This window comes from Kosakonia sp. MH5, assembly GCF_009935945.1.
GTDB lineage: Bacteria > Pseudomonadota > Gammaproteobacteria > Enterobacterales > Enterobacteriaceae > Kosakonia > Kosakonia radicincitans.
In genome coordinates this window covers 846,074-869,621 of record NZ_QODH01000001.1, presented here as the reverse complement: position 1 = coordinate 869,621, position 23,548 = coordinate 846,074, and the positions used below count along the sequence as shown (strand labels likewise).

26 protein-coding genes are annotated in these 23,548 nt (G+C 53.5%); 6 read left to right on the top strand and 20 right to left on the bottom strand.

What is annotated here, in order from left to right; genetic code table 11:
- The first annotated feature begins 80 nt into the window (after nt 1-80).
- Together pagP and cspE are read left to right on the top strand one after the other, a co-directional pair.
- Entirely contained in the window at nt 81-650 is a 570-nt protein-coding gene (gene pagP / locus DK872_RS04140; protein ID WP_090397292.1) for a lipid IV(A) palmitoyltransferase PagP, read from the top strand.
- Nucleotides 651-839: 189 nt separating this feature from the next.
- Complete coding sequence (cspE, locus tag DK872_RS04135; protein WP_007373839.1) at nt 840-1,049, top strand: transcription antiterminator/RNA stability regulator CspE; 210 nt, start codon at nt 840-842, stop codon at nt 1,047-1,049.
- Nucleotides 1,050-1,106: 57 nt separating this feature from the next.
- Here the strand turns inward: cspE and crcB are convergent, their stop codons facing one another.
- On the bottom strand, nt 1,107-1,490 hold the full coding sequence (crcB, locus tag DK872_RS04130) for a fluoride efflux transporter CrcB (protein WP_007373840.1): 384 nt from the start codon (nt 1,488-1,490) through the stop codon (nt 1,107-1,109).
- A gap of 88 nt (nt 1,491-1,578) precedes the next feature.
- Here crcB and DK872_RS04125 point away from each other — a divergent pair, with 88 nt between their 5' ends.
- Together DK872_RS04125 and tatE are read left to right on the top strand one after the other, a co-directional pair.
- On the top strand, nt 1,579-2,367 hold the full coding sequence (locus tag DK872_RS04125) for a deaminated glutathione amidase (protein ID WP_161518049.1): 789 nt from the start codon (nt 1,579-1,581) through the stop codon (nt 2,365-2,367).
- A 127-nt stretch (nt 2,368-2,494) separates the two neighbouring features.
- Nucleotides 2,495-2,692, top strand: coding sequence for a twin-arginine translocase subunit TatE (gene tatE, locus DK872_RS04120; protein ID WP_007373842.1), 198 nt, complete (start codon nt 2,495-2,497; stop codon nt 2,690-2,692).
- Between the two features lie 67 nt (nt 2,693-2,759).
- On the opposite strand, the gene lipA is transcribed toward tatE, so the two are convergent.
- The 11 genes from lipA to DK872_RS04065 form a co-directional block, all read right to left on the bottom strand.
- Nucleotides 2,760-3,725 (bottom strand): lipoyl synthase, encoded by a 966-nt coding sequence (gene lipA, locus DK872_RS04115; RefSeq protein ID WP_035885995.1) that lies wholly within the window; start codon nt 3,723-3,725, stop codon nt 2,760-2,762.
- A gap of 210 nt (nt 3,726-3,935) precedes the next feature.
- A complete protein-coding gene (locus tag DK872_RS04110; protein ID WP_161518048.1) occupies nt 3,936-4,889 on the bottom strand; it encodes a YbeF family transcriptional regulator in 954 nt (317 codons plus the stop codon).
- A gap of 303 nt (nt 4,890-5,192) precedes the next feature.
- On the bottom strand, nt 5,193-5,834 hold the full coding sequence (lipB, locus tag DK872_RS04105; protein WP_007373846.1) for a lipoyl(octanoyl) transferase LipB: 642 nt from the start codon (nt 5,832-5,834) through the stop codon (nt 5,193-5,195).
- An 85-nt stretch (nt 5,835-5,919) separates the two neighbouring features.
- Entirely contained in the window at nt 5,920-6,183 is a 264-nt protein-coding gene (gene ybeD / locus DK872_RS04100; RefSeq protein WP_007373847.1) for a DUF493 family protein YbeD, read from the bottom strand.
- Nucleotides 6,184-6,287: 104 nt separating this feature from the next.
- Nucleotides 6,288-7,499 carry a D-alanyl-D-alanine carboxypeptidase DacA gene (gene dacA / locus DK872_RS04095; RefSeq protein ID WP_007373848.1) on the bottom strand — a complete coding sequence of 404 codons (1,212 nt, stop codon included), beginning with the start codon at nt 7,497-7,499 and terminating at the stop codon, nt 6,288-6,290.
- A gap of 138 nt (nt 7,500-7,637) precedes the next feature.
- Nucleotides 7,638-8,810: an endolytic peptidoglycan transglycosylase RlpA gene (gene rlpA, locus DK872_RS04090; RefSeq protein WP_007373849.1), complete on the bottom strand. Its 1,173-nt coding sequence runs from the start codon at nt 8,808-8,810 to the stop codon at nt 7,638-7,640.
- Nucleotides 8,811-8,820: 10 nt separating this feature from the next.
- The gene (gene mrdB, locus DK872_RS04085; RefSeq protein ID WP_007373850.1) at nt 8,821-9,933 is read right to left on the bottom strand and encodes a peptidoglycan glycosyltransferase MrdB; all 1,113 of its coding nucleotides are present in this window, start codon (nt 9,931-9,933) and stop codon (nt 8,821-8,823) included.
- 2 nt (nt 9,934-9,935) lie between these two features.
- A complete protein-coding gene (gene mrdA / locus DK872_RS04080; protein WP_007373851.1) occupies nt 9,936-11,837 on the bottom strand; it encodes a peptidoglycan DD-transpeptidase MrdA in 1,902 nt (633 codons plus the stop codon).
- 29 nt (nt 11,838-11,866) lie between these two features.
- Nucleotides 11,867-12,334 (bottom strand): 23S rRNA (pseudouridine(1915)-N(3))-methyltransferase RlmH, encoded by a 468-nt coding sequence (gene rlmH / locus DK872_RS04075; RefSeq protein ID WP_000776107.1) that lies wholly within the window; start codon nt 12,332-12,334, stop codon nt 11,867-11,869.
- A 3-nt stretch (nt 12,335-12,337) separates the two neighbouring features.
- Nucleotides 12,338-12,655: a ribosome silencing factor gene (rsfS, locus tag DK872_RS04070; protein WP_007373852.1), complete on the bottom strand. Its 318-nt coding sequence runs from the start codon at nt 12,653-12,655 to the stop codon at nt 12,338-12,340.
- A gap of 244 nt (nt 12,656-12,899) precedes the next feature.
- Nucleotides 12,900-13,511 carry an adenosylcobalamin/alpha-ribazole phosphatase gene (locus DK872_RS04065; RefSeq protein WP_161518047.1) on the bottom strand — a complete coding sequence of 204 codons (612 nt, stop codon included), beginning with the start codon at nt 13,509-13,511 and terminating at the stop codon, nt 12,900-12,902.
- A gap of 100 nt (nt 13,512-13,611) precedes the next feature.
- Between DK872_RS04065 and cobD the strand changes: the two genes are divergently transcribed.
- Nucleotides 13,612-14,700, top strand: coding sequence for a threonine-phosphate decarboxylase CobD (gene cobD / locus DK872_RS04060; RefSeq protein ID WP_161518046.1), 1,089 nt, complete (start codon nt 13,612-13,614; stop codon nt 14,698-14,700).
- Here cobD and nadD read toward each other — a convergent pair.
- Genes nadD through leuS form a run of 4 tightly spaced genes read right to left on the bottom strand, consistent with a single transcriptional unit; the run spans nt 14,654 to nt 19,509 of the window.
- Nucleotides 14,654-15,325: a nicotinate-nucleotide adenylyltransferase gene (nadD, locus tag DK872_RS04055; protein WP_035885990.1), complete on the bottom strand. Its 672-nt coding sequence runs from the start codon at nt 15,323-15,325 to the stop codon at nt 14,654-14,656. The two genes, cobD and nadD, sit on opposite strands and share 47 nt — an antisense overlap.
- Nucleotides 15,318-16,349 (bottom strand): DNA polymerase III subunit delta, encoded by a 1,032-nt coding sequence (gene holA, locus DK872_RS04050; protein WP_007373856.1) that lies wholly within the window; start codon nt 16,347-16,349, stop codon nt 15,318-15,320. The genes nadD and holA overlap by 8 nt, the downstream gene beginning before the upstream one ends.
- Nucleotides 16,349-16,912, bottom strand: coding sequence for an LPS assembly lipoprotein LptE (gene lptE / locus DK872_RS04045; protein WP_007373857.1), 564 nt, complete (start codon nt 16,910-16,912; stop codon nt 16,349-16,351). Before lptE ends, holA begins: the two co-directional genes overlap by 1 nt.
- Nucleotides 16,913-16,926: 14 nt before the next feature.
- Nucleotides 16,927-19,509, bottom strand: coding sequence for a leucine--tRNA ligase (leuS, locus tag DK872_RS04040; protein WP_007373858.1), 2,583 nt, complete (start codon nt 19,507-19,509; stop codon nt 16,927-16,929).
- 236 nt (nt 19,510-19,745) lie between these two features.
- Between leuS and DK872_RS04035 the strand changes: the two genes are divergently transcribed.
- Nucleotides 19,746-20,228 (top strand): zinc ribbon-containing protein, encoded by a 483-nt coding sequence (locus DK872_RS04035; RefSeq protein WP_007373859.1) that lies wholly within the window; start codon nt 19,746-19,748, stop codon nt 20,226-20,228.
- A gap of 38 nt (nt 20,229-20,266) precedes the next feature.
- On the opposite strand, the gene DK872_RS04030 is transcribed toward DK872_RS04035, so the two are convergent.
- From DK872_RS04030 to DK872_RS04015, 4 genes are all read right to left on the bottom strand, one after another.
- Nucleotides 20,267-20,992, bottom strand: coding sequence for an amino acid ABC transporter ATP-binding protein (locus tag DK872_RS04030; RefSeq protein WP_090397280.1), 726 nt, complete (start codon nt 20,990-20,992; stop codon nt 20,267-20,269).
- Nucleotides 20,992-21,666: a glutamate/aspartate ABC transporter permease GltK gene (gene gltK / locus DK872_RS04025; protein ID WP_007373861.1), complete on the bottom strand. Its 675-nt coding sequence runs from the start codon at nt 21,664-21,666 to the stop codon at nt 20,992-20,994. Before gltK ends, DK872_RS04030 begins: the two co-directional genes overlap by 1 nt.
- 2 nt (nt 21,667-21,668) lie before the next feature.
- The gene (locus DK872_RS04020; protein ID WP_007373862.1) at nt 21,669-22,409 is read right to left on the bottom strand and encodes an amino acid ABC transporter permease; all 741 of its coding nucleotides are present in this window, start codon (nt 22,407-22,409) and stop codon (nt 21,669-21,671) included.
- Between the two features lie 158 nt (nt 22,410-22,567).
- The gene (locus DK872_RS04015; RefSeq protein ID WP_007373863.1) at nt 22,568-23,491 is read right to left on the bottom strand and encodes an amino acid ABC transporter substrate-binding protein; all 924 of its coding nucleotides are present in this window, start codon (nt 23,489-23,491) and stop codon (nt 22,568-22,570) included.
- Between the last annotated feature and the right edge of the window lie 57 nt (nt 23,492-23,548).

Here is a 23,548-nt window from a genome sequence, read left to right as displayed (position 1 = left end):
TGTTTTCAGAATTAATCTGATTTCGTTAAGAGTTTATTCAGATATCCTGCTACAGACTATACGTCAATACGTAAAATGGAATGCATACGGTGTCTGTTAAAAATAAAATTTTCACACTCTTCGCTATATTTTGTCAGTTTTCGGTGGTTTCCCTGACGCACGCAGCCCAGCAGTCCTGGTTCTCCGATTTTACCGACAACGTAAAGCAAACCTGGCAAGCGCCAGAGCATTACGATCTCTATGTACCGGCTATTACCTGGCATGCGCGTTTTGCTTATGACAAGGAGAAAACCGACCGTTATAACGAACGCCCATGGGGCGCCGGATTTGGTCAGGATCGCTGGGATGAGAAAGGCAACTGGCACGGCTTGTACCTGATGGCCTTTAAAGATTCGTTTAACAAATGGGAACCGATTGGCGGCTATGGCTGGGAGAAAACCTGGCGACCACTGGCGGATGATAATTTTCGTCTCGGACTCGGTTACACCGCAGGCGTGACTGCACGCGATAACTGGCATTACATTCCGATTCCGGTGCTGTTACCGCTGGCTTCAATTGGCTATGGGCCGGCAACATTCCAGATGACCTACATCCCAGGAACTTACAATAACGGAAACGTTTACTTCGCGTGGATGCGCTTTCAGTTCTGATTTGGCCAGCGGATGATGCTCTGCACAGTTCTTAAGCAGTACAAAAAATGCGGAATAAAGCGTCAAAGAACAAAACTTAGCGACATTTATCACTTTTTAGCGAATAACGACTGGACAAAGGTCGCCACAATTGATGTACTGATACCCGACACAGCATTTGTGTCGTTTTTTCATGTAAAGGTAATTTTGATGTCTAAGATTAAAGGTAACGTTAAGTGGTTTAATGAATCCAAAGGATTCGGTTTCATTACTCCGGAAGATGGCAGCAAAGACGTGTTCGTACACTTCTCTGCAATCCAGAGCAATGGTTTCAAAACTCTGGCTGAAGGTCAGCGCGTTGAGTTTGAAATCACTAACGGTGCCAAAGGCCCTTCTGCTGCAAACGTAATGCCTGTTTAATTCAGCTACGTAAGCAAGAATTCCAAAACCCGCTGATAAGGCGGGTTTTTTTTGCCTTCAGTTTGCATTAACGGCCGAAAAGAGCCAGAAAGCCAGCGCAGTCATCGCAAACGATCCCAGCAGGTTAACTGCTACGTTCAACAACGCCCAGCTGACACGACCTTCCTGCAACAAAAACACCACTTCAGCCGAAAAGGTGGAAAATGTCGTCAGCCCGCCACAGAAGCCGGTGGTAAGCAGCACTTTCCACACCGGATCGATATGTGTCATTCGATTGAACCACGCCAGCCCCATGCCAATAATAAAAGCGCCCATCAGGTTGGCGGTTAATGTGCCAAGGGGAATGATCTGATGCGCCGGGTTTAGCTTCATGCTGAGCATCCAGCGCGCAACGCTACCTGTACCGCCACCGATAAATACCGCTAAAAGGAGTTGTAACACCGTGAAATCCTGCTATTTGATTTGCTAGAGTGTTGAGTTTAGCGCCGCAGCCACTTTCTGGCTATGACGGCACAGCGGAGGGAAAACGATGATTGTTGCAGCCGGGCAGTTTGCCGTTACACCGGACTGGAAAACTAATGCATTAACTTGTGTCGAATTGATGGCGCAAGCGGCACAGCAACAGGCATCGCTGCTTGTGCTGCCAGAGGCGTTACTGGCCCGGGATGATGCAGACCCCCATCTTTCGGTAAAATCGGCGCAGAGGCTGGATGGTGGCTTCCTGCATTTGCTACTTGAAGAGAGTCGTCGGAACAGTATGACCACCATACTGACGGTGCATGTGCCTTCCTCGGAAGGACGGGCAGTCAATACGCTGGTGGCGTTATACCAGGGGGAAATCATTGCACAGTATGCAAAGCTCCATCTCTATGATGCATTTAGTATGCAGGAGTCGGCACGGGTGGATGCAGGCAACATTCTGCCACCGCTGATTGAGATTGACGGAATGAAGGTCGGGTTGATGACCTGTTATGATTTGCGGTTTCCGGAACTGGCGCTGGCACTGGCGCTTGCTGGCGCACAACTGCTGGTTCTGCCTGCCGCATGGGTGCGAGGGCCGCTAAAAGAGCAGCACTGGGCGACATTACTGTCTGCGCGGGCGCTGGATACCACCTGTTACATGGTGGCCGCCGGGGAGTGTGGCAACAAGAATATTGGTCAGAGTCGGGTTATCGATCCGCAAGGCGTAACTATTGCTGCGGCAGCTGAAGCACCACAACTAATTTATGCGGATGTCACTGCAGACCGCGTGGCGCAAACGCGAGAGAAACTTCCTGTTTTACAGAACCGACGCTTTGCGCCGCCGCAACTCCTGTGATGTTTTTTTAAACAATGCTTGATTCATCTCGTTACAGATTGCTATTGTGTGCGCGCGTCGAATGACCGTTAATGAAGTCAGGTTATAATGACGTTTTATACAGCCTGTTTTACGAAAGAAGGTATCTATGGGTGAAATTAGTATTACCAAGCTGCTGGTCGTGGCCGCGTTGGTTGTTCTGCTGTTTGGAACCAAGAAGTTACGTACGCTGGGCGGCGATCTGGGCGCGGCCATCAAAGGCTTCAAAAAAGCCATGAATGATGACGATGCTGCGAAGAAAGACGCTGACGAAGTGACAGCAGAAAAACTCACTCACAAAGAGTGAGCCGCCCCGACAGGCGAAAAAAAACCGGCGTAGAGGCCGGTTTTTTTGTCTGGAGTGTAAGCAGGTGTTACTTCACCTCAATGCCTTTTGCCTGCAGGTCCGCGTGATAGGAAGAGCGAACGAACGGGCCGCACGCCGCATGGGTAAAGCCCATTGCCAGCGCTTCTTCTTTCATTTCGTCAAACTCGTCCGGGCTGACATAGCGCTGGACCGGCAGGTGATGGCGGCTAGGCTGTAAATACTGCCCCAGCGTCAGCATCGTCACTCCGTGGCGGCGCAGATCGCGCATCACGTCGATAATTTCAGCGTTCGTTTCGCCAAGCCCTACCATCAAACCTGATTTGGTTGGGATCTCCGGATGCGCTTCTTTAAAGCGCTCCAGCAGTTTCAGTGACCAGTTGTAATCCGCACCTGGACGTACCTGGCGATAGATACGCGGCACGTTCTCCAGGTTGTGGTTAAACACGTCTGGCGGCGTTGCGGTGAGGATATCCAGTGCGCGATCCATACGACCGCGGAAGTCCGGAACCAGTGTCTCAATTTTGATGGACGGACTTTTTTCACGGATTGCGGTGATGCAATCCGCGAAATGCTGTGCACCGCCGTCACGCAGATCGTCACGGTCAACGGAGGTGATAACCACATAACGCAGCGCCATATCGGCAATTGTCTGCGCCAGTTTTTGTGGTTCGTTAGCGTCAGGTGCCACCGGACGGCCGTGCGCCACATCGCAGAACGGGCAACGGCGTGTACAGATGGCGCCGAGGATCATAAAGGTGGCCGTTCCGTGGTTGAAACACTCAGCAAGGTTCGGGCACGATGCCTCTTCACACACAGAGTGCAGCCCATTTTTACGCATGGCTGCTTTGATCCCCTGGATACGGGAAGAGTCTGCCGGGAGTTTGATTTTCATCCACTCCGGTTTTCTCAACAGAGCTTCGCGCTCGGTTGCCACGTTTTTAACCGGGATAAGAGCCATTTTATCGGCATCGCGGTACTTAACACCGCGTTCCATCACAATGGGTTTACTCATAGCGTGCGTGTTCCAGTTGCGGATAACGAAGTAAGTATTTCAATTCAAGGAAATGTTGTATTTATCAACTATTTTTGAATTAACGTGCACGCAGTATACCATTATCGGCGAGTAGAAAGCAGCCTGACAGCGGGGCAATTTGTAAAATAGTTGTTGTTTTGTGCCAAACGCCCAGCAAGCGTTAGTACTTTCACCAGGGGTGAACGGGCGTTAAAAAGCCCGTCGGATAACATTGATGACATTCTCCAGCACTGGATCGCGCAAACTCAATTTATTGTAATACAGGGAGATATCGAGACGTTCGCTGCTAAGCGGCGGAAAATCGATTTCGACCAGCGGCCAGCAACCACTGAAGAGTTTGAACAAACGTGTTGGCATCAGGCCGAGCATATCGCTGTTGCCGATCAGTGCTGCAATAGTAAACATATTGTAACTGCTGAAACTCACCTGACGTTCCGGAAAGAGATCCTGTACACGCTGACGTAGCCCGCTCAGGTTTTGCCCTTCCAGCATCAGCAGCGTGTGCTCATACTTTTGCAAAACCTCTTCGTTGATCGGCCCATTCAGACAAGGATGCCCTTTACGACACACCAGCATCATCCGGTCGCTATACAACACGTGATGATTGAGCGTGCGCGAGCTGGCAATGTGCGTATCAATAATCAAATCCGTCTGGAACTGGCTAAGCTGGCTTTCTGCGTCGTTTACCGGAATATTACGCATCATCAGATGCGGCGCGTTTTCTTTAATAGCCTGAAAGATAATCGGAATAACTAATGCGCCGATGGACGGCGGCGTGCCAATCGTAATGGTACGTTGTTTGTCGTAGCTACCGGTAAGATCCAACGCGCCGAGGATCGACTCCAGCCCCTGGCTGATATATTCATGTAAATGCGATGCATAGGCGGTCGGCGTAACGCCCTGGCCTTTACGAATAAAAAGCGGATCTGGAAATATTAAGCGCAGTTTCTGAATCGACTGGCTAATAGCTGAAGGCGTGAGGTTAAGCACTTTTGCCGCGTTAACGATCCCTTTATGAACATATACTGCCTCAAAAATCGTCAGTAAGTTGAGATCAATATTGCGCAGCGTCCGGAAGATTTGCGGCTTATCATCTTCAGGGCGCACGGTTATTCGCTTTTCCGGTTGGTTATTATTATCCACGCTTGTGCTCCATAATCATTCGCAATATGAATGATAGTTGAATTTGTTTTTTTAGTTGATTATTAATTTGAGTTAACATCCTGTCCTGCATCATCATTACGTAGATTTTTCACCGTGATGCGAACATTGCGCTCAAAATGGCTGGCCTGAAGCACGCATACGAAGCCCGGAATAGCACCGTAATGCATATTAGCCAGACAAGGCAGGTAGGTTGAAAATAGAGAATAAGGCATCTGTTGTAAAGCGCTAACATGCCAATTAAATAACGACCCGCACGAAATGCGGGCCAAAATACATGATATATTAAGCACCTATATATTGATGGGGTGGATTGTTTAGTAACGCTAAAAATTGCTGAACAAGAATTGGCCTTATTTTATCCACCTCAATATTTTCCGTCAGTTGGCTGACCTGCGTCATTTCCATCCCGGCATAGCCACACGGATTGATGCGCATAAACGGCGCCAGATCCATGTCGATATTTAATGCCAACCCATGAAATGAACAGCCTTTACGGATACGCAAACCCAGCGAACAGATCTTCTTCCCTTGTACATAAACGCCCGGCGCATCAGCACGCGCTTGCGCATTGATACCCTGCGTCGCCAGCGTGTTGATCACCGTATTTTCCAGCAACGTAACAAGCTCACGTACGCCAATTTTGCGGCGTTTCAGGTTGATAAGCACGTACATCACTTGCTGGCCTGGCCCGTGATAGGTCACCTGGCCGCCGCGATCGCTCTGGATCACCGGAATATCGCCGGGCGCCAGAACGTGTTCAGCTTTACCGGCCTGGCCCTGAGTAAACACCGGGTAGTGCTCTACCAGCCAGATTTCATCGGGCGTTGTATCGTCGCGGGTATCGGTGAAGTCATGCATTTGTTGGGACACTGGCTCGTAATATTGCAGGCCCAGATTGCGGATAAGAATGGTGTCCTGAGACAAAACGGCATCTCCGGCGGAGAAAAGAGTGGGGGGAGTATATCACAGCGAAGACGTTACCCGAATGTTTCCGGGTAACGTCAAACGATTACAGAACCATACGCACAATTTCGATGTTGCCGAGTTCTTCGTACAACGTTTCAACCTGCTCAATATGGGTGGCAGTGATAGTGATGGATACCGAGTGGTAATTGCCTTTGCTGCTCGGTTTTACCTGCGGGGAGTAATCACCTGGCGCGTGGCGCTGTACCACTTCAACCACCAGATCAACCAGCTCTGGCTTCGCCAGACCCATCACTTTGTAAGTGAAGGGTGTCGGGAATTCAAGCAGTTCTTTGAGATTGGTTTTCATGTCAGCTCCGGCGTAAAAAATAATAACTCCTGCCGGATGAGCAGGAGTTTTTCTGAGATGCTAAGTATATGGGGACGGAAATCACACTTTCAAGTGTTCAATTTTTAACCAAACCAGTGATGGAACATCAATTTAATGTAATCAATGATTTTGCCGAAGAAATTGCCTTCCGGGATCTCCTGCAACACCACCAGCGGGCGTTGCTCGATGGTTTTGCCATCTAACTGGAAGTTAATGGAACCAACAACCTGATTTTTCTGCAGCGGCGCGTGCAGTTCGCTGGTGTTCAGCACATAGCTGGCTTTCAGATCTTTCATGCGGCCGCGTGGAATAGTCAGATAAACGTCTTTATCGACGCCTAACGATGCGCGATCGCTGTCGCCAAACCAGGCTGGCTCAGAAGCGAACTCTTTACCGGCTTTCAGCGGACTGACAGTTTCAAAGAAACGGAAGCCCCAGGTCAGCAGTTTTTTGCTTTCGGTCTCGCGGCCTTTAAAGGTACGACCGCCCATGACGGCAGAGATCAGGCGCATCTGGCCTTCTGTTGCCGAAGCCACCAGGTTATAACCCGCTTTGTCGGTATGGCCGGTTTTGATACCGTCTACGTTCAGGCTGTTATCCCACAGTAGACCATTACGGTTGGTCTGGCGGATGCCGTTAAAGGTAAACTCTTTTTCTTTATAGATGGCGTATTCGTTCGGTACGTCGCGGATTAATGCCTGGCCAATCAGCGCCATATCGCGTGCGGAGCTGTACTGACCATCAGCGTCCAGACCGTGAACCGTCTGGAAGTGGCTGTTCTGCAAACCGAGCGCATTCACATAGCTGTTCATCAGACCGACGAAAGCGTCCTGGCTGCCCGCAACATAATCGGCCATCGCCACACAGGCGTCGTTACCGGATTGCAGGTTGATACCGCGAATCAGCTGAGAAACCGGCACCTGCATGCCTGGTTTCAGGAACATCAGCGAAGAACCACGGAATACCGGGTTGCCGGTCGCCCATGCATCGTTACCAATAGTCACCAAATCGCTGTCTTTAAACTTGCCCGCTTTCATCGCCTGGCCGATGACATAGCTGGTCATCATTTTGGTCAGGCTCGCCGGGTCGCGGCGCGCATCGGCGTTCTGTTCCGCCAGCACTTTACCGGAGTTGTAATCGATCAGGATGTAAGATTCCGCATCAATCTGCGGAACGCCTGGGATCATGGTTTTGATATTCAGATCATCGGCATGGGCAGCGGTAAGAGATGCTGCGGTCAGCGCGGTGGTGAGCGCCAGGCGCTGCATAAAACGAACGGAAAAAGTGGTCTTCATGGTCGAACAACGACATCCGTGATGGAGTTAAAAAAAGTGCCTTACTATAGCAAAAGCTATATCGGCAGGCATCTGACTTTAAGCATGACTTTGTTAATGCTGCTTACACAAGCTGACAAAGTCAGATATCTTACCCAATTACTGCGCGCCAGTGATGAAAGACTGTAACTGTGCTTCATTTTGCAACCGCTGCTGCAATGCACTGGCGTCTGCTTTGGTGCTGAATGGCCCAAGCTGAACGCGCCATACCGCACCGTTCTGCGTCACGCGGCCCGGTACAGAGAACTGCTGCGCCAGGCGCTGCTGATACTGTTGCGCGCGAGCCTGATCGCTGACGGCGCCGACCTGCACCATATAACCGCTGCTGGCGGCGGCTGTTGCACTGCTGGCGGCGACAGAACTTTGCACGTGCCCCTGAACAGAACCAGGCGCAGTAACCGGCGAAGTGCGGGTTGCTGGCATCACGGTTTGCGTCACCGGCGTGGCGGTTTGCGCGACCGGCGTCGTGGTCGTGGTTGCGGCCGGTTGCGCTGTTTCACTGCCTTCCAGCACGCCGCTGGCGAGCGGTGTCGGTGCACCGAGGAATCCGCCGCTGCTTACCGGCGCGCCAGTAGCATTGTCGCTTTTTAGTGAATCGTTACTGATGGCCTGAACGTTACCCTGCGGCTGTACAGGTTGCGGAGCAGAGGAGGCGCTGCCCAGACCGCCGCCGAGATCGGGACGTGCAGGCAGCACGTAGGTTTGCTGCGCGACTTTAGTACAGACAGTGCCTGGCCCGGAAAGTGAACCATCCTGAGCGACGATAATCGGGTCGATACGCACTTTGGTATTATTCGAAGTATTCAGGCGATCCGCTGCCGCGCGCGACAACGAGATCACTCGGTCGTTGCCAAACGGTCCACGATCGTTAATGCGGACCACAATCATGCGGCCGTTCGCCAGGTTGGTGATACGTGCGTAGCTTGGGATTGGCAGCGTCGGATGGGCTGCCGTCAGTTGCATAGGATCGAATACTTCGCCGGAGGCGGTCAGATTGCTGCCCGGCTCAGCATCATAAATGGCGGCTAAGCCAGCCTGGCTGAAACGGGAGGGATCCTGAACGATTTTGTAGCTCTTGCCGTCGCGCTCATAATCCTGGTTTGCCGTGGCGTTCGGTGCTTCGTAATGAGGCTCCGCGCCGCTGATTTCAACGACAGGACCAGTACACACCGCAGGTTGAGGCGCTACGGTGGTCTGCTGCTGACCATCATTATTTGAACATGCCGCCAGTAACCCTGCTGCTATGCAGATCCCCAGCCATTGCTTACGCATTGCGCACCTCTTAAACGTTCTTAGACAACATTTTCCTGTGAGTATGGATCGACATAACGATACCAAACCCGGCCATGAGTACGATCAGGGCTGATCCCCCGTAACTGATCAGTGGCAACGGTACGCCGACCACCGGCAGTATGCCACTCACCATACCAATATTTACGAATACATAAACGAACAAAATCAACATCAAACCGCCAGCCATGACGCGGCCAAAGGTGGTTTGTGCCCGCGCGGCAATCCATAACCCGCGCATAATCAGCAGCACATACAACGCCAGCAAAATCAGAATCCCGATCAGCCCCAGCTCTTCCGCCAGCACGGCGAAAATAAAGTCGGTGTGGCGTTCAGGCAGGAATTCCAGCTGCGACTGCGTACCGTGCAGCCAGCCTTTGCCGCTCAGGCCGCCGGAGCCGATAGCAATTTTCGACTGAATAATATGGTAGCCTGCGCCGAGCGGATCGGTTTCCGGATCGAGCAACATCATCACGCGCTGGCGTTGATAATCATGCATCAGGAAGAACCACAGCACCGGAATAAACGCCGCAACCAGTACCGCTGCAATAGCGATCAGCCGCCAACTCAGACCGGAGAGGAACAGGACAAACAGTCCCGAGAGCACCACCAGAATCGAGGTACCCAGATCCGGCTGTGCTGCCACCAGCAGCGTTGGCAGAAAGATCAGCGCCAGCGCGATAGCGGTATTTTTCAGCGAAGGCGGGCAAACGTCGCGGTTAATAAAGCGCGCCACCATCAGCGGCACGGCGATTTTAGCGATCTCGGAAGGCTGGAAACGTACAACGCCGAGATCGAGCCAGCGCTGCGCGCCTTTGGATATCGCGCCGAAAGCATCCACCGCTACCAGCAGGATAATGCAGAAAATGTAGAGATAGGGCGCCCAGCCTTCATAGACGCGCGGCGGCACCTGCGCCAACACCACCATGATAATCAGCCCCATAGCGATCTGGCCGATTTTACGTTCGGTCATGCCAATGTCCTGGCCGCTGGCGCTCCAGATCACGATCGCGCTGTAAAACAGCAATGCGAGGATAATTAGCATCATCGTGGGATCGATATGGATTTTGTCCCAGAACGATTTTTTGTTCGGATTATCCGTCATGATTATTGGTCCTCCGCCGCTGCCGTTGAGGGGTTTTCCGCCGGCAAATCGGTGTTGTTATCGCCAAGCATAATGTGGTCGAGGATCTGGCGCATAATGGTCCCGACTGCCGGTCCTGCACCGCCGTTTTCCAGAATCATCGCGACGGCGACCTGCGGATTATCATACGGTGCAAACGCAGTCATCAGTTTATGGTCACGCAGCCGCTCAGCGATCCGGTGCGCGTTATAGGTTTCATTCGCTTTCAGGCCAAAGACCTGCGCAGTACCGGACTTCGCTGCAACTTTATACGGTGCATCGGCAAAGTATTTGTGGCCGGTCCCATTCGGGCGGTTCGCCACACCGTACATCCCGTCTTTCGCGATCTCCCAGTAGCCGGAGTGAATATCGCCGACCGGCGGTTCGACAGGCTGTTTCCACGGCACCTGTTGGCCGTTTTCCACCGTGCTCATCAGCAGGTGTGGCACTTTGACGATACCGTCGTTAATCAGGATCATCATCGCTTTATTCATTTGCAATGGTGTTGCCGTCCAGTAGCCCTGGCCAATCCCTACCGGGATGGTGTCGCCCTGATACCAGGGCTTCTTAAAGCGTTTCAGTTTCCACTCGCGCGTCGGCATATTACCGGAGCGCTCTTCCGACAGATCGACGCCGGTATAGTGGCCGTAACCAAATTTACCCATCCACTCCGACAGGCGATCGATGCCCATGTCATAAGCGACCTGGTAGAAGAAGGTATCGGCGGATTCTTCCAGCGCTTTGGTGACGTTCAGATGACCGTGGCCCCATTTTTTCCAGTCGCGGTAGCGTTTTTCAGAACCCGGCAATTGCCACCAGCCGGGATCGAACAGGCTGGTATTGCGGGTGATCGCACCGGCGCTGAGCGCGGAAACCGCTACATACGGTTTCACCGTTGACGCCGGAGGGTAAACCCCCTGCGTGGCGCGGTTGATCAGCGGTGTGTTCGGGTCATTAAGCAGCGACGAATAATCTTTGCTGGAGATACCATCGACAAACAGATTGGGATCGTAGCTCGGCATCGACACCAGCGCGAGAATGCTGCCGTTGCGCGGATCGGTGACAACCACCGCGGCGCGGCTGCCAGCGAGCAGCGTTTCGATGTACTGCTGTAATTTCAAATCCAGCGTCAGGTAGATATCGTGCCCGGCCTGCGGCGGCACTTCTTTAAGCTGGCGGATCACGCGGCCGCGGTTGTTAACTTCAACCTCTTCATAACCGGTCTGGCCGTGCAGAACATCTTCGTAATAGCGCTCAATCCCCAGCTTACCGATATCGTGCGTGGCGGCATAGTTGGCCAGTTTGCCCTCTTTATCCAGCCGATCGACGTCTTTATCGTTAATTTTCGAGACGTAGCCGATAACATGAGTCAGGGCGGAGCCGTAAGGATAGAAGCGGCGTTTGTAGCCTTTCACTTCCACACCGGGAAAGCGGTACTGGTTAACGGCAAAGCGCGCCACCTGAACTTCGGTCAGGTTAGTTTTTACCGGAATTGACGTGAAGCGGTGCGAACGCGAGCGCTCTTTTTTGAAGTTGGCAATATCATCATCGGTCAGATCTACCACGTCGCGCAGGGCATCCAGAGTTTGCTGCACGTTATCGACCTTCTCCGGCATCATTTCGACCTGGTAAATGGTGCGATTAAGTGCCAGCGGCGTGCCGTTGCGATCGTAAATAATGCCGCGGCTTGGCGCGATGGGAACCAGTTTGATGCGGTTTTCGTTAGAACGGGTCTGGTAGTCCGCAAAACGGACGATTTGCAGGTTATAAAGATTAGCGATCAGCACGCCGGTAAGCAGCAAAATCCCCGTAAAGGCGACCACCGCCCGGCGTACAAACAGCGCGGACTCAGCCGTATAGTCGCGAAAAGAATTCTGTAATTTCATCCGCTGCTTAATCTACCTAAGACTCGTCATTACTCACGGTGGTAAGGATGGTTGGTGGTAATACTCCATGCGCGATACAGGCTTTCAGCCACCAGCACGCGCACCAGCGGGTGCGGGAGCGTTAGCGCAGAGAGAGACCAACTTTGTTCTGCTGCCGCTTTGCAGGCGGGGGATAACCCTTCCGGACCGCCGATAAGCAGACTGACATCGCGTCCGTCCTGCTTCCAGCGTTCCAGTTCATTTGCAAGCTGCGGCGTATCCCAGGGTTTGCCGGGGATATCGAGGGTGACGATGCGATTCTTGCCAGCCGCCGCCAGCATCTGCTCACCCTCTTTGTCGAGAATACGTTTGATATCTGCGTTTTTACCGCGCTTTCCTGCCGGGATCTCAATCAGCTCAAACGGCATATCTTTGGGAAAACGGCGCAGATATTCAGTAAAACCTGTCTGTACCCAGTCCGGCATTTTTGTGCCGACGGCGACCAGTTGCAGTTTCACGCATTAACTCCAGAGTTTTTCCAGCTCATACAGGCGACGGCTCTCTTCCTGCATTACGTGGACAATGACATCGCCCAGATCGACCACAACCCAGTCGGCGGCGCTTTCGCCTTCGACGCCCAGCGGCATCAGACCGGCGGCGCGGGATTCCTGAACCACATGATCCGCAATGGAAATCACATGACGAGTGGAAGTGCCGGTGCAGATAATCATGCAATCGGTGATGCTTGATTTGCCCTGCACGTCAATTGCAACGATGTCCTGACCTTTCAGGTCATCAATTTTGTCGATAACAAAATCCTGGAGTGCTTTACCCTGCAAGTGTTCCCCCTGGGTGAGTGAAAAATGTACTGTTAATGAACGGCCTGACATTATACCTGAACTGCATCGATTGTCGGGACAAATGTCTGACCCGGCAATTTCAAAAGCGGGCTATCATCCCATCATGACCGTGTGATTGCATCGCCATTTTTGTAAAACAATTTCTGCGCGCGGAGGATAACAGCCTTGCATGGCGTGTCAATGACCGAATCACCACGTTGAATGGGATGGTTGAAAAACACGCTTACTCGTCAGCCCGCCAGACGGCGCGGCTGTTAAGTACTCGCAGCGTGGCGAAATCCTCATGCATATCGATCGCACTCCAGCACCCTTGATCAACACGAAAATGCCATAGCGAGGCGGCGGGCATCTTTAACAGGCGGGCGATTAACAGGCTCAAAACGCCCTGATGGCTCACCAGCAGGATATTCTGCTGATCCTTAATATCGGCCAGATGTGCGATAACTTGCTCAATGCGCGCGGAAAATGCCTGAAAGCCTTCGCCATTGGTCGGGATGGCATTCTGCCAGTCATTGCACCAGGCGGCATAGTTCTGCGGATCTTCGCGCGCCAGATCGCGGTGATGGCGCATTTCCCAGTCGCCGAAGAATATTTCATTCAGTAACGGCGTGGTTTCAATGGTGATTTCGCGCCGCTCAAGGACGCGTTCCGCCGTCTGTTGCGCCCGCTCCAGCGCGCTGCACAGGACGCGATCAAAGGGGACCTCGCTGAGCAATTCACCCAGGGTTTGCGCCTGCGCCAGACCCTTGGGCGTCAGCGGAGTGGGGGCGTGGCCGCTGTAAAGCCCTGCAACGTTTGCTTCGGTTTCACCGTGACGAATCAGCCAGAGTCGCATCGTTATCTCCCGTCTGGATTACTGCGCAAAGTTTACCACGCCCCTCAATCCACATCCCTTTTTCGTTTAAGATAGCGGCTTTAAGCAAGCGGAGAGAGCGATGTTTCATAGCGCGCACGGCGGCAATACACGCGAGGCGGCCGCACTGCTGGGCATTGCCCCAGAGCAGTTACTGGATTTCAGCGCCAATATTAATCCGGCGGGTATGCCAGACTCTTTGCGGCATGCATTGCTGGAGAATATGGCGCTGGCTGAGCGCTATCCGGACGTGGAGTATCAGCGCCTGCACCAGGTGCTGGCGGAACATCATCAGGTTCCAGCGTCATGGTTGCTGGCCGGAAATGGTGAGACGGAAGTGATCTTCGCCCTGGTCAATGCGCTGGCGCCGCGTCGGGCGATGCTTATCACGCCTGGGTTTGCTGAGTATCGCCGTGCGCTGCGGCTGGCAGGTTGTGACATCGTCGATTTTCCGTTGCGCGAAGACGAGGGCTGGCAACTGACCGAACGTCTGTTGGGGGCGCTGACGCCGGATCTGGACTGCCTGTTTCTCTGCACGCCAAATAATCCGACCGGGCTGCTGCCGGATGATGCGCTGCTACAGACCATTTCGGCGCTCTGCAAGTCGCTGGGCATTCAGCTTATTCTCGATGAAGCGTTTATGGATTTTATCCCGCAACGCCGCGGCTTTATCCGGCATCTGGCGGGCAATCCGCATCTGTGGGTGCTACGCTCGCTGACCAAGTTTTATGCCATTCCGGGTTTGCGGCTCGGCTATCTGTTGGGCAGCAATGAACAGAAAGTGACGCAGATGCGCGCTGCGCAGATGCCGTGGTCAATCAATGCGTTTGCTGCACTGGCGGGAGAGGTAATCCTGCATGATCATGCTTATCAGCAGGCGAGCTGGCAGTGGCTGGCGGATGAGCGTCCTCGTTTGTTCGCCGCACTGAACGATCTTCCGGCACTCACTGTCTGGCCTGGTGTGGCGAATTACCTGTTTCTGCGTTGTGATGCGCCTGGGGTGGAGCTACAGCGTGCTCTACTGGAACAGCATATTTTAATTCGTCGCTGTGCGAACTATCCGGGGCTGGATGATCGTTATTACCGCGTTGCGGTGCGCAGCAAAGAGGAAAATGATCGGCTGGTTACGGCAATGCGCCGGGCGCTTGGCGGTACAACCCCTGCGCGTTGATATATTCCAGTACGGCGGCAGGCAGCAGATCATCGCAGTTTTCGCCGTGCTCCAGCCGCTCACGGATAAGCGTTGCGGAGATATTGAACCACGGCGTTTCAGCCAGATAGATTTTTCCCGCAGGCTGCGTGTGCAACGTTTCGACATGCTGGGTGAGATGTTCATCAAGCCATTGTTGATGCTCTTCCTGCGCCATCTCCAGCGGGTAGCCGGGGCGGCGGCAGACAATCAAATGGCAGTTATCCAGGATGGTTTCGTAGTGGTGCCAGCTCGGGAAGGTAAGCAGAGAATCCTGACCAATGATAAACGCCAGCGGGCAGTGTGGCCCTTGTTCCTCTCGCCACTCCTGCAGCGTTAGCGCGCTGTAAGAGGGCGTGTCGCGGCGCAGTTCCCGCTCATCGAGGGTAAACAGCGGTTTGTCGGCGATGGCCAGTTCGAGCATGATTTTGCGTTGCTGGCTGGTGGCTTCCGGTTGCGGACGGTGCGGCGGTACGTTATTGGGCATAATGATTACCCGTGACAGCCCAATCTGATTCGCCAGCGCTTCAACCGGCTTCAGATGCCCATAATGGACAGGATCGAACGTACCACCAAACAGTGCCTGCAACTGATTCATATCAACCATCAATAAAAACGTCTGCTAATGCCTTATGACAGAGTAGCAGAGAAAACCCTTCCAGCTCGGCCCACACCGACTGACCAAAGTCCTGCTTCACAATCAGCTCAATGTGGCTGAGCAGATGCACCGCCTGGCGTAGCTGATCGGCGCTCAGGCGGTTCAGCGCATCGCCCATCATGCCACGGCGATTTTGCCAGACCCGATGTTTATCAAACAGCGTACGCAGCGGCGTATGCGCGGCGTGACGCTTGAGCGTGACCAGCAGCAGCAATTCGCGCTGCACCGTGCGTAGCAGGATCACCGGCTCGCATGCCTCCAGCCGTAACTGGTTCAGAATATGCAGCGCACGTTTGCTCTTGCCCGCGAGCAGTGCATCAACCCAGTGATACGGGGTAAAGTGCGCTGCGTCGTTGACCGCCTGCTCCACGCGCGGCAGCGTTAATTTGCCATCCGGCCACAGCAGCGACAGCCGTTCAAGTGCCTGCGCCAGCGCCAGCAGATTGCCTTCGTAGCAATAGCAAAGTAGCTGATTTGCGGCGTCATCCAGCTCCAGCTTGTTTTGCTTCGCCCGTGCGGCGACCCAGCGGGGAAGATTCGCCTGTTCTGGCGTCTGGCAGCTAATCTGCACGGCGTGGTTATTCAGTTGCGTCAGCCATGCTGCGTTTTCCTGCGCTTTCGTCAACTTGTTGCCGCGTACGATCAGGATCAGATCCTCATGTAGCAACGAAACCAGCTTTGCCAGTTGTTCATTAATGGCGGCGTTTGGACCGTTCTCCGGCAGCAGCAACAGTAGGGTTTGACGACTGGCAAACAGGCTAAGTGCCTGGCAGATGGAAAAAATAGCGTCCCAGTCGGTGCTGGCATCCAGTGTAAACGTGTGATGTTCGCTGAAGCCTTGCGTGGCGGCAACCTGGCGCACGGCGTCCTGGCTCTCCTGCAACAGCAGTGGATCGTTACCGAGAAGCAGATACGCCGCGCGCAGCCCTTCATTGAGCTGCGCGCGGAGTTGTTCCGGATACAACCTGAGCATTAGCTACCCGGCGTGACGGAAACGGAGGGAGAGGACGGTGCCTGGGTGTTATGCGTCTCAGCGGCATCAGCCGTGTGGACGCTCGGCAGTTTGCGAATCAGTTGCTCTGCCGCTTTGTCGTACATTTCCTGAATAATAATGTCCTGCTCGGCGGCTTTCGCCAATGCCGTTTGCGGGTTATCAAAGAATGAACGGTACACTTTTGTACTGATCGGGTAGATATCATGCCCCGGGATCAGCACGCTGGCATTCGCGGTCAGCACCATTTGATACTCTGCGGTACGGCCGTTCTGGAAGATCGATGCCGTGTCGCGAGTAAACGTCACCGCGCCCAGACGCAGCGAAGGCACATCCTGACGCAGCGTACCTTTCTCCAGCAACTGAACGCCGTTAAGGCGCAGCTGGTTACGAATGGCACGGCTCAGCGGACCGTTCGGATCGCTGGAATCGAAAATCATCGTTTTCATTTCGCCCGGAACCTGCGTGGTGTTACGCAAATGCCAGCCACATCCGGCGGTAACCAGCACCGCCAGTGACAATAACAATGTTGCCAGATATCGCACGCTTCCTCCCGCGCTTAGCCAACGACCAGATTGAGCAGTTTACCCGGTACGTAAATCACTTTACGCACGGTAACGCCATCAAGATACTTCGCCACCAGATGTTCCTGGCCAGCGCGTTCACGCACCTGTTCTTCGGTGGCGTCCACGGCAACGGTAATTTTACCACGCACTTTGCCGTTTACCTGGACGACAACCAGCGTGGTGTCTTCCACCATTGCTTTTTCGTCCGCTACCGGCCACGGTGCATTATCAATATCGCCTTCGCCGCCCAGCTCCTGCCACAGCGTAAAGCTGGCGTGCGGCGTGAACGGGTTCAGCATACGAACTACGGCCAGCAGAGCTTCCTGCAACAGCGCGCGATCCTGATCGTTTTCCTGAGGCGCCTTCGCCAGTTTGTTCATCAGCTCCATAATCGCTGCGATAGCAGTGTTGAAGGTCTGACGACGGCCGATATCATCGGAAACTTTAGCAATGGTTTTATGAACATCGCGGCGCAACGCCTGCTGCTCGTCGTTCAGCGCGGCCAGATCCAGTGCGGCAACCGCGCCTTTGCTGGTGTGCTCGTAAACCAGTTTCCATACGCGTTTCAGGAAGCGGTTCGCCCCTTCCACGCCGGATTCCTGCCACTCCAGCGTCATATCAGCCGGGGAAGCGAACATCATGAACAGACGAACGGTGTCCGCGCCGTAGCGTTCAACCATTTCCTGCGGGTCGATACCGTTATTTTTCGACTTGGACATTTTGCTCATGCCGGTGTAAACCAGCTCATGACCCGCCGAATCTTTCGCTTTCACGATACGGCCTTTGTCGTCGCGCTCAACGTTCGCGTCTTTCGGGGAGACCCAGTTACGCTCGCCGTTTACGCCAACGTAATAGAATGCATCCGCCAGCACCATGCCCTGACACAGCAGCTGTTTAGCCGGTTCGTCAGAGTTCACCATGCCCGCATCGCGCATCAGCTTATGGAAGAAGCGGAAGTAGAGCAGATGCATGATGGCGTGTTCGATACCGCCAATGTAAATATCAACCGGCAGCCAGTAGTTCGCCGCATTCGGGTCGAGCATGCCTTCGCTGTACTGCGGACAGGTATAACGCGCGTAGTACCAGGAAGACTCCATAAAGGTATCGAAGGTGTCGGTTTCACGCAGCGCTGGCTGGCCGTTAACGGTCGTTTTCGCCCATTCCGGGTCGGCCTTGATTGGGCTGGTGATGCCATCCATGACCACATCTTCCGGTAGAATCACCGGCAGTTGATCTTCCGGAGTCGGAATGACTGTACCGTCTTCGAGAGTGACCATCGGAATCGGCGCACCCCAGTAACGCTGACGGGAAACGCCCCAGTCGCGCAGACGGAAGTTCACTTTACGCTCGCCCACGCCTTTGGCTGCCAGCTTGTCGGCAATCGCGTTGAAGCCTTCTTCAAAGCTCAGACCGCTGAACTCGCCAGAGTTGAACAGCGTGCCTTTTTCAGTCAGCGCCTGCTCAGACAGATCCGGCTCTGAACCGTCCGCCGCCAGAATAACCGCCTTGATCGGCAGGTTGTATTTGGTGGCAAATTCATAGTCGCGCTGATCGTGACCCGGAACGGCCATGACCGCACCGGTGCCGTACTCCATCAGTACGAAGTTTGCCGCCCAGACCGGGATCGCTTCGCCGGTCAGCGGATGAACCGCTTTAAAGCCGGTAGCAACGCCTTTTTTCTCCATCGTCGCCATATCGGCTTCCGCCACTTTGGTATTGCGGCATTCGTCGATGAAAGCGGCCAGCTCTGCGTTACTGGCTGCGGCTTTTTGCGCCAGCGGGTGACCTGCGGCAACGGCCAGATAGGTCGCGCCCATAAAGGTATCCGGACGGGTCGTATAGACCGTCAGCTTCTGGTCGCTGTCCTGAACGTCAAAGGTGATTTCCACGCCTTCGGAACGGCCAATCCAGTTACGCTGCATGGTTTTCACGGTATCCGGCCAGTGATCCAGATTATCCAGGTCGTTCAGCAGTTCGTCGGCGTAGGCGGTGATTTTGATAAACCACTGCGGGATCTCTTTACGCTCAACTTTGGTATCGCAGCGCCAGCAGCAGCCGTCGATAACCTGTTCGTTCGCCAGTACGGTCTGGTCGTTCGGGCACCAGTTCACCGCAGAGGTTTTCTTGTAAACGAGACCTTTTTTGTACAGTTCGGTGAAGAACTTCTGTTCCCAGCGGTAATATTCCGGGGTGCAGGTCGCCAGCTCGCGGCTCCAGTCGTAGCCGAAGCCCAGCATTTTGAGCTGGTTTTTCATATAGGCGATGTTGTCGTAAGTCCACGGTGCCGGCGCCGTGTTGTTTTTCACCGCCGCGCCTTCCGCAGGCAGACCGAACGCATCCCAGCCAATTGGCTGCAATACGTTTTTACCCAGCATGCGCTGGTAGCGAGAAACCACATCGCCGATGGTGTAGTTACGGACGTGGCCCATGTGTAGTCGGCCAGAAGGATAGGGGAGCATCGACAGGCAATAGTATTTCTCTTTGCTCTCGTCTTCAGTGACTTCGAATGTGCGTTTCTCTTCCCAGTGACGCTGTACTTTGGATTCTATCTCTTCCGGGCGGTATTGCTCTTGCATGGCAGCCAGTAGTCCTGTTTTTGCTACAGCTACAAATGTAGCGTTGTTACGTGGTTTTTCAGATCGGCATAGCATAGCCCAAACGTCAGCCTCAAAACAGCCTTTCCGCGAGCCGCGAACGAAATAGCCCGGCGCTTTTGCCGTTAACTTTTTGCCAACAGTGCGGCGCAGTCGGCACTGCGTACGGTAAATAACGTCTACCATTAGAGAGAGTTACTGAACCGGGAGGCGAAACGATGAACAAGGTTGCTCATTTTTACCGTGAATTGGTAGCGACGTTAACCGAACGTTTGCGCAATGGAGAGCGCGATATTGACGCATTAGTTGATCAGGCGCGCCAGCGCGTCTCACAGACCGGTGAGTTAACTCGCACCGAGATCGACGAGCTGATGCGGGCTATCCGCCGCGATCTCGAAGAGTTTGCCCGCAGCTATAACGAAAGTCAGGAAGAGGTGACGGACAGCGTCTTTATGCGGGTAATTAAAGAGAGTATCTGGCAGGAACTGGCGGATATCACCGATAAAACGCAGCTTGAATGGCGCGAAGTATTCCAGGATCTCAATCATCACGGTGTCTACCACAGTGGCGAAGTGGTGGGGCTGGGGAATCTGGTATGCGAGAAGTGCCACTTCCACCTGGCAGTATATACCCCGGATGTGTTGCCGCTGTGCCCTAAATGCGGGCACGATCAGTTCCAGCGACGCCCCTTTGAACCTTAAGGCAAAAACGCCTGCCGATACTGGCAGGCGTTAATTTGTTAGTGCAGGATTTTGGCGAGGAAATCTTTTGCCCGTTCGGATTTTGGATTATTGAAGAAAGCGTCTTTCTCTGAATCCTCAACGATTTTCCCTTCATCCATAAAGATCACGCGGTTTGCCACTTTTCGGGCAAAGCCCATTTCGTGGGTCACCACCATCATCGTCATCCCTTCGTTTGCCAATTCGACCATCACATCCAGCACTTCGTTGATCATCTCCGGATCGAGCGCTGACGTCGGTTCGTCAAACAGCATCGCCACCGGATCCATACACAGGGCTCGGGCGATTGCCACACGCTGCTGCTGACCACCGGAGAGCTGTGCCGGGAATTTGTTGGCGTGTGCTGACAGTCCGACACGCTCAAGCAGTTTTAAGCCTTTTTCCCGTGAGGCGGCTTTGTCACGCTTCAGCACTTTGACCTGCGCCAGCGTCAAGTTGTCGATAATCGACAGATGCGGGAAGAGTTCAAAATGCTGGAATACCATACCAACATGCGAGCGCAGTTTTGCCAGATCGGTTTTCTTGTCGTTCACCTGGGTGCCGTTGACGATGATTTCGCCTTTCTGCACCGGCTCCAGGCCGTTAACGGTTTTAATCAGCGTGGATTTACCGGAACCCGACGGGCCGCACACTACCACTACTTCGCCTTTTTTCACTTCGGTGGAGCAGTCGGTCAACACCTGAAAGTGACCATACCATTTAGAAACATTTTTCAGGGAAATCATTAGACGGTCCTTTTCTTCAGCCAGCTGACCAACAGCGAAGCACTGAGACTGATAACAAAATACACGGCGCCGGCAAACAGGATCATTTCGACCTGCGTACCATCACGCTCGCCAATGGTGGATGCCGTACGGAAGAAGTCCGCGAGGCTCAGGACATACACCAAAGAGGTGTCCTGGAACAGTACGATCCCTTGCGTTAACAGCAACGGAACCATGGCGCGAAACGCCTGCGGCAGGATGATTAACTGCATTGACTGCCAGTGCGTCATACCCAACGCCAGCGCTGCGCTGGATTGCCCACGCGAGATACTCTGAATACCTGCGCGGATAATTTCCGAATAGTAAGCCGCTTCGAACATTGAGAACGCCACCATTGCCGAAATCAAACGGATATCGGTTTGCGGCGACAGGCCCAGCACGTTTTGCAGGAAACCCGGCACAATCAGGTAGAACCACAGCAGCACCATCACCAGCGGGATAGAGCGGAAGACGTTCACGTAGCTTTTGGCGAACCAGCGCAGCGGCGCAAACGTCGACAAACGCATTACTGCCAGCAGGGTGCCCCAGACAATCCCGATCACAATGGCGGTCACGGTGATTTTCAGCGTAATCGCCAGCCCGTTGAGCAGATAGGGCAGAGAAGGAACAATTGAACTCCAGTCAAAATCGTACATGTTTATTTGCCTCCCATATTGCCCGGCAGGCGAATTTTGCGTTCTACCAGCGTCATCACCAGCATAATGACCGCGTTAATCAGGACATAGGCTACGGTGATAGCAGTAAAGGATTCCCACGCGTGCGCGGAGTAATCCAGCAGTTTCCCTGCCTGCGCCGCCATATCGACCAGACCGATGGTGGAGGCGATAGCGGAGTTTTTCACCAGGTTCATCATTTCGGAGGTCATTGGCGGCACAATCACGCGATACGCATTCGGCAGCAGCACATAACGATAGGTTTGCGGCAGCGTCAGCCCCATTGCCAGCCCGGCGTTCTTTTGACCGCGCGGCAGCGACTGGATCGCCGCCCGTACCTGTTCGCATACGCGAGCGGCGGTGAACAGCCCCAGACAAACCATTGAAGAGATGAAAAATTGGATGTTCGGATCGAGCTCCTGTTTGAACCACATGCCGATATTTTCCGGCAGCAGTTCCGGTACCACCAGATACCATGCAAAGAACTGCACGATCAGCGGAACGTTACGGAACAGTTCGACATAGCAGGTGCCAATGCCGGACAGGAAACGGTTAGGGACTGTTCGCAGGATGCCAAACAGTGAACCGACAAGAAAAGCGATAATCCAGGCCGCGATGGAAAGCGCGATAGTGACCTGAAAACCACTCCATAGCCAGCCAAGGTAGGTTGTGTTGCCGAACGGGGCTTGTTGCAGGAATATTCCCCAGTTCCAGTCTATGGACATAAATCTACTCCGGAAAAAAAAGGGTAGCAGCGCTACCCTCGAAGATTGTATGAAGAGCGAGTTTTCGCGTTGAGTGGGGAACGACCATTCAACGTATAGTCTGTCCGTGCTACTTCGACAATCGAGAGGGCAGGTAAACCCGCCCCTAATGGTTTTAATTAGTTAAGAGCTTTATCATTCGGTGCTTTGAACAGCGCTTTCATGTCATCAGACAGCGTAAAGTTCATGTTCATATTTTTTGGCGGAATCGGGCTTTTAAACCATTTCTCGTAGGACTTCTCTGCCGCGCCGGAGGTTTGCAACTGAGCAATGGTGTCATCCATCAGCTTTTTAAACTCTGGATCGTTTTTACGCAGCATGCAGCCGTACGCTTCGTGGGACTGCGGCGTACCAACGATTTCCCAGTTGTCGGGTTTCTTCGCTTTCGCACGTTCACCCGCCAGCAGAGCATCATCCATCATAAAGGCCACAGCACGGCCGCTTTCCAGCGTACGGAAGGAGTCGCCATGGTCTTTCGCGCTGATGATGCGCATATCCATTTTCTTCTCATCATTCAGTTTGTTGAGCAGAATTTCGGACGTGGTACCCGAGGTCACGACAACCGCTTTGCCTTTCAGGTCTGCGAAATCTTTGATCGGGCCGCCTTTTTTGGTCAGCAGACGCGTACCGACAACGAAAATGGTGTCGGAGAAGGCCGCTTGTTTTTGACGTTCAAGGTTGTTGGTGGTGGAACCGCACTCAAAGTCGAAAGTACCGTTTTGCAGCAGCGGAATACGGTTCTGCGAAGTAATAGGGATCAGCTTAACGGCCAGATCAGGCTTATTCAGTTTTTTCTTCACCGCTTCAACGATAGCGTTGGAGTAATCCTGCGAGTAGCCGACCACTTTCTGTTCGTTGTCGTAATAGGAGAACGGTACGGAAGATTCACGGTGACCCACGACGATAACGCCGTTTTTGGCAATTTTATCCAGCGTCGTTTGCTGCTGAGCAGCCGCATCGGCAGGTTTTGCATCTTCAGCATGAACCAGACCGGCGGACATTCCCATCACCAGCATCGCGGCGGCCAGTTTACGTAATTGCATATCCAGACTCCTTTATCGTCAGCGCCAGAGACGCATTGATACCCGTTGTGTATGTTG

Coding starts and splice junctions, on each gene's coding strand:
- DK872_RS04035 (WP_007373859.1), top strand. CDS start 19,746: ATGAACAAGGTTGCTCATTTTTACCGTGAATTGGTAGCGACGTTAACC.
- mrdB (WP_007373850.1), bottom strand. CDS start 9,933: ATGACGGATAATCCGAACAAAAAATCGTTCTGGGACAAAATCCATATC.
- tatE (WP_007373842.1), top strand. CDS start 2,495: ATGGGTGAAATTAGTATTACCAAGCTGCTGGTCGTGGCCGCGTTGGTT.
- lipA (WP_035885995.1), bottom strand. CDS start 3,725: ATGAGTAAACCCATTGTGATGGAACGCGGTGTTAAGTACCGCGATGCC.
- DK872_RS04030 (WP_090397280.1), bottom strand. CDS start 20,992: ATGATTTCCCTGAAAAATGTTTCTAAATGGTATGGTCACTTTCAGGTG.
- DK872_RS04015 (WP_007373863.1), bottom strand. CDS start 23,491: ATGCAATTACGTAAACTGGCCGCCGCGATGCTGGTGATGGGAATGTCC.
- DK872_RS04125 (WP_161518049.1), top strand. CDS start 1,579: ATGATTGTTGCAGCCGGGCAGTTTGCCGTTACACCGGACTGGAAAACT.
- mrdA (WP_007373851.1), bottom strand. CDS start 11,837: ATGAAATTACAGAATTCTTTTCGCGACTATACGGCTGAGTCCGCGCTG.
- DK872_RS04020 (WP_007373862.1), bottom strand. CDS start 22,409: ATGTCCATAGACTGGAACTGGGGAATATTCCTGCAACAAGCCCCGTTC.
- gltK (WP_007373861.1), bottom strand. CDS start 21,666: ATGTACGATTTTGACTGGAGTTCAATTGTTCCTTCTCTGCCCTATCTG.
- cobD (WP_161518046.1), top strand. CDS start 13,612: ATGTTTCATAGCGCGCACGGCGGCAATACACGCGAGGCGGCCGCACTG.
- holA (WP_007373856.1), bottom strand. CDS start 16,349: ATGCTCAGGTTGTATCCGGAACAACTCCGCGCGCAGCTCAATGAAGGG.
- cspE (WP_007373839.1), top strand. CDS start 840: ATGTCTAAGATTAAAGGTAACGTTAAGTGGTTTAATGAATCCAAAGGA.
- dacA (WP_007373848.1), bottom strand. CDS start 7,499: ATGAAGACCACTTTTTCCGTTCGTTTTATGCAGCGCCTGGCGCTCACC.
- pagP (WP_090397292.1), top strand. CDS start 81: ATGCATACGGTGTCTGTTAAAAATAAAATTTTCACACTCTTCGCTATA.
- nadD (WP_035885990.1), bottom strand. CDS start 15,325: ATGGTTGATATGAATCAGTTGCAGGCACTGTTTGGTGGTACGTTCGAT.
- DK872_RS04065 (WP_161518047.1), bottom strand. CDS start 13,511: ATGCGACTCTGGCTGATTCGTCACGGTGAAACCGAAGCAAACGTTGCA.
- rlpA (WP_007373849.1), bottom strand. CDS start 8,810: ATGCGTAAGCAATGGCTGGGGATCTGCATAGCAGCAGGGTTACTGGCG.
- leuS (WP_007373858.1), bottom strand. CDS start 19,509: ATGCAAGAGCAATACCGCCCGGAAGAGATAGAATCCAAAGTACAGCGT.
- ybeD (WP_007373847.1), bottom strand. CDS start 6,183: ATGAAAACCAATCTCAAAGAACTGCTTGAATTCCCGACACCCTTCACT.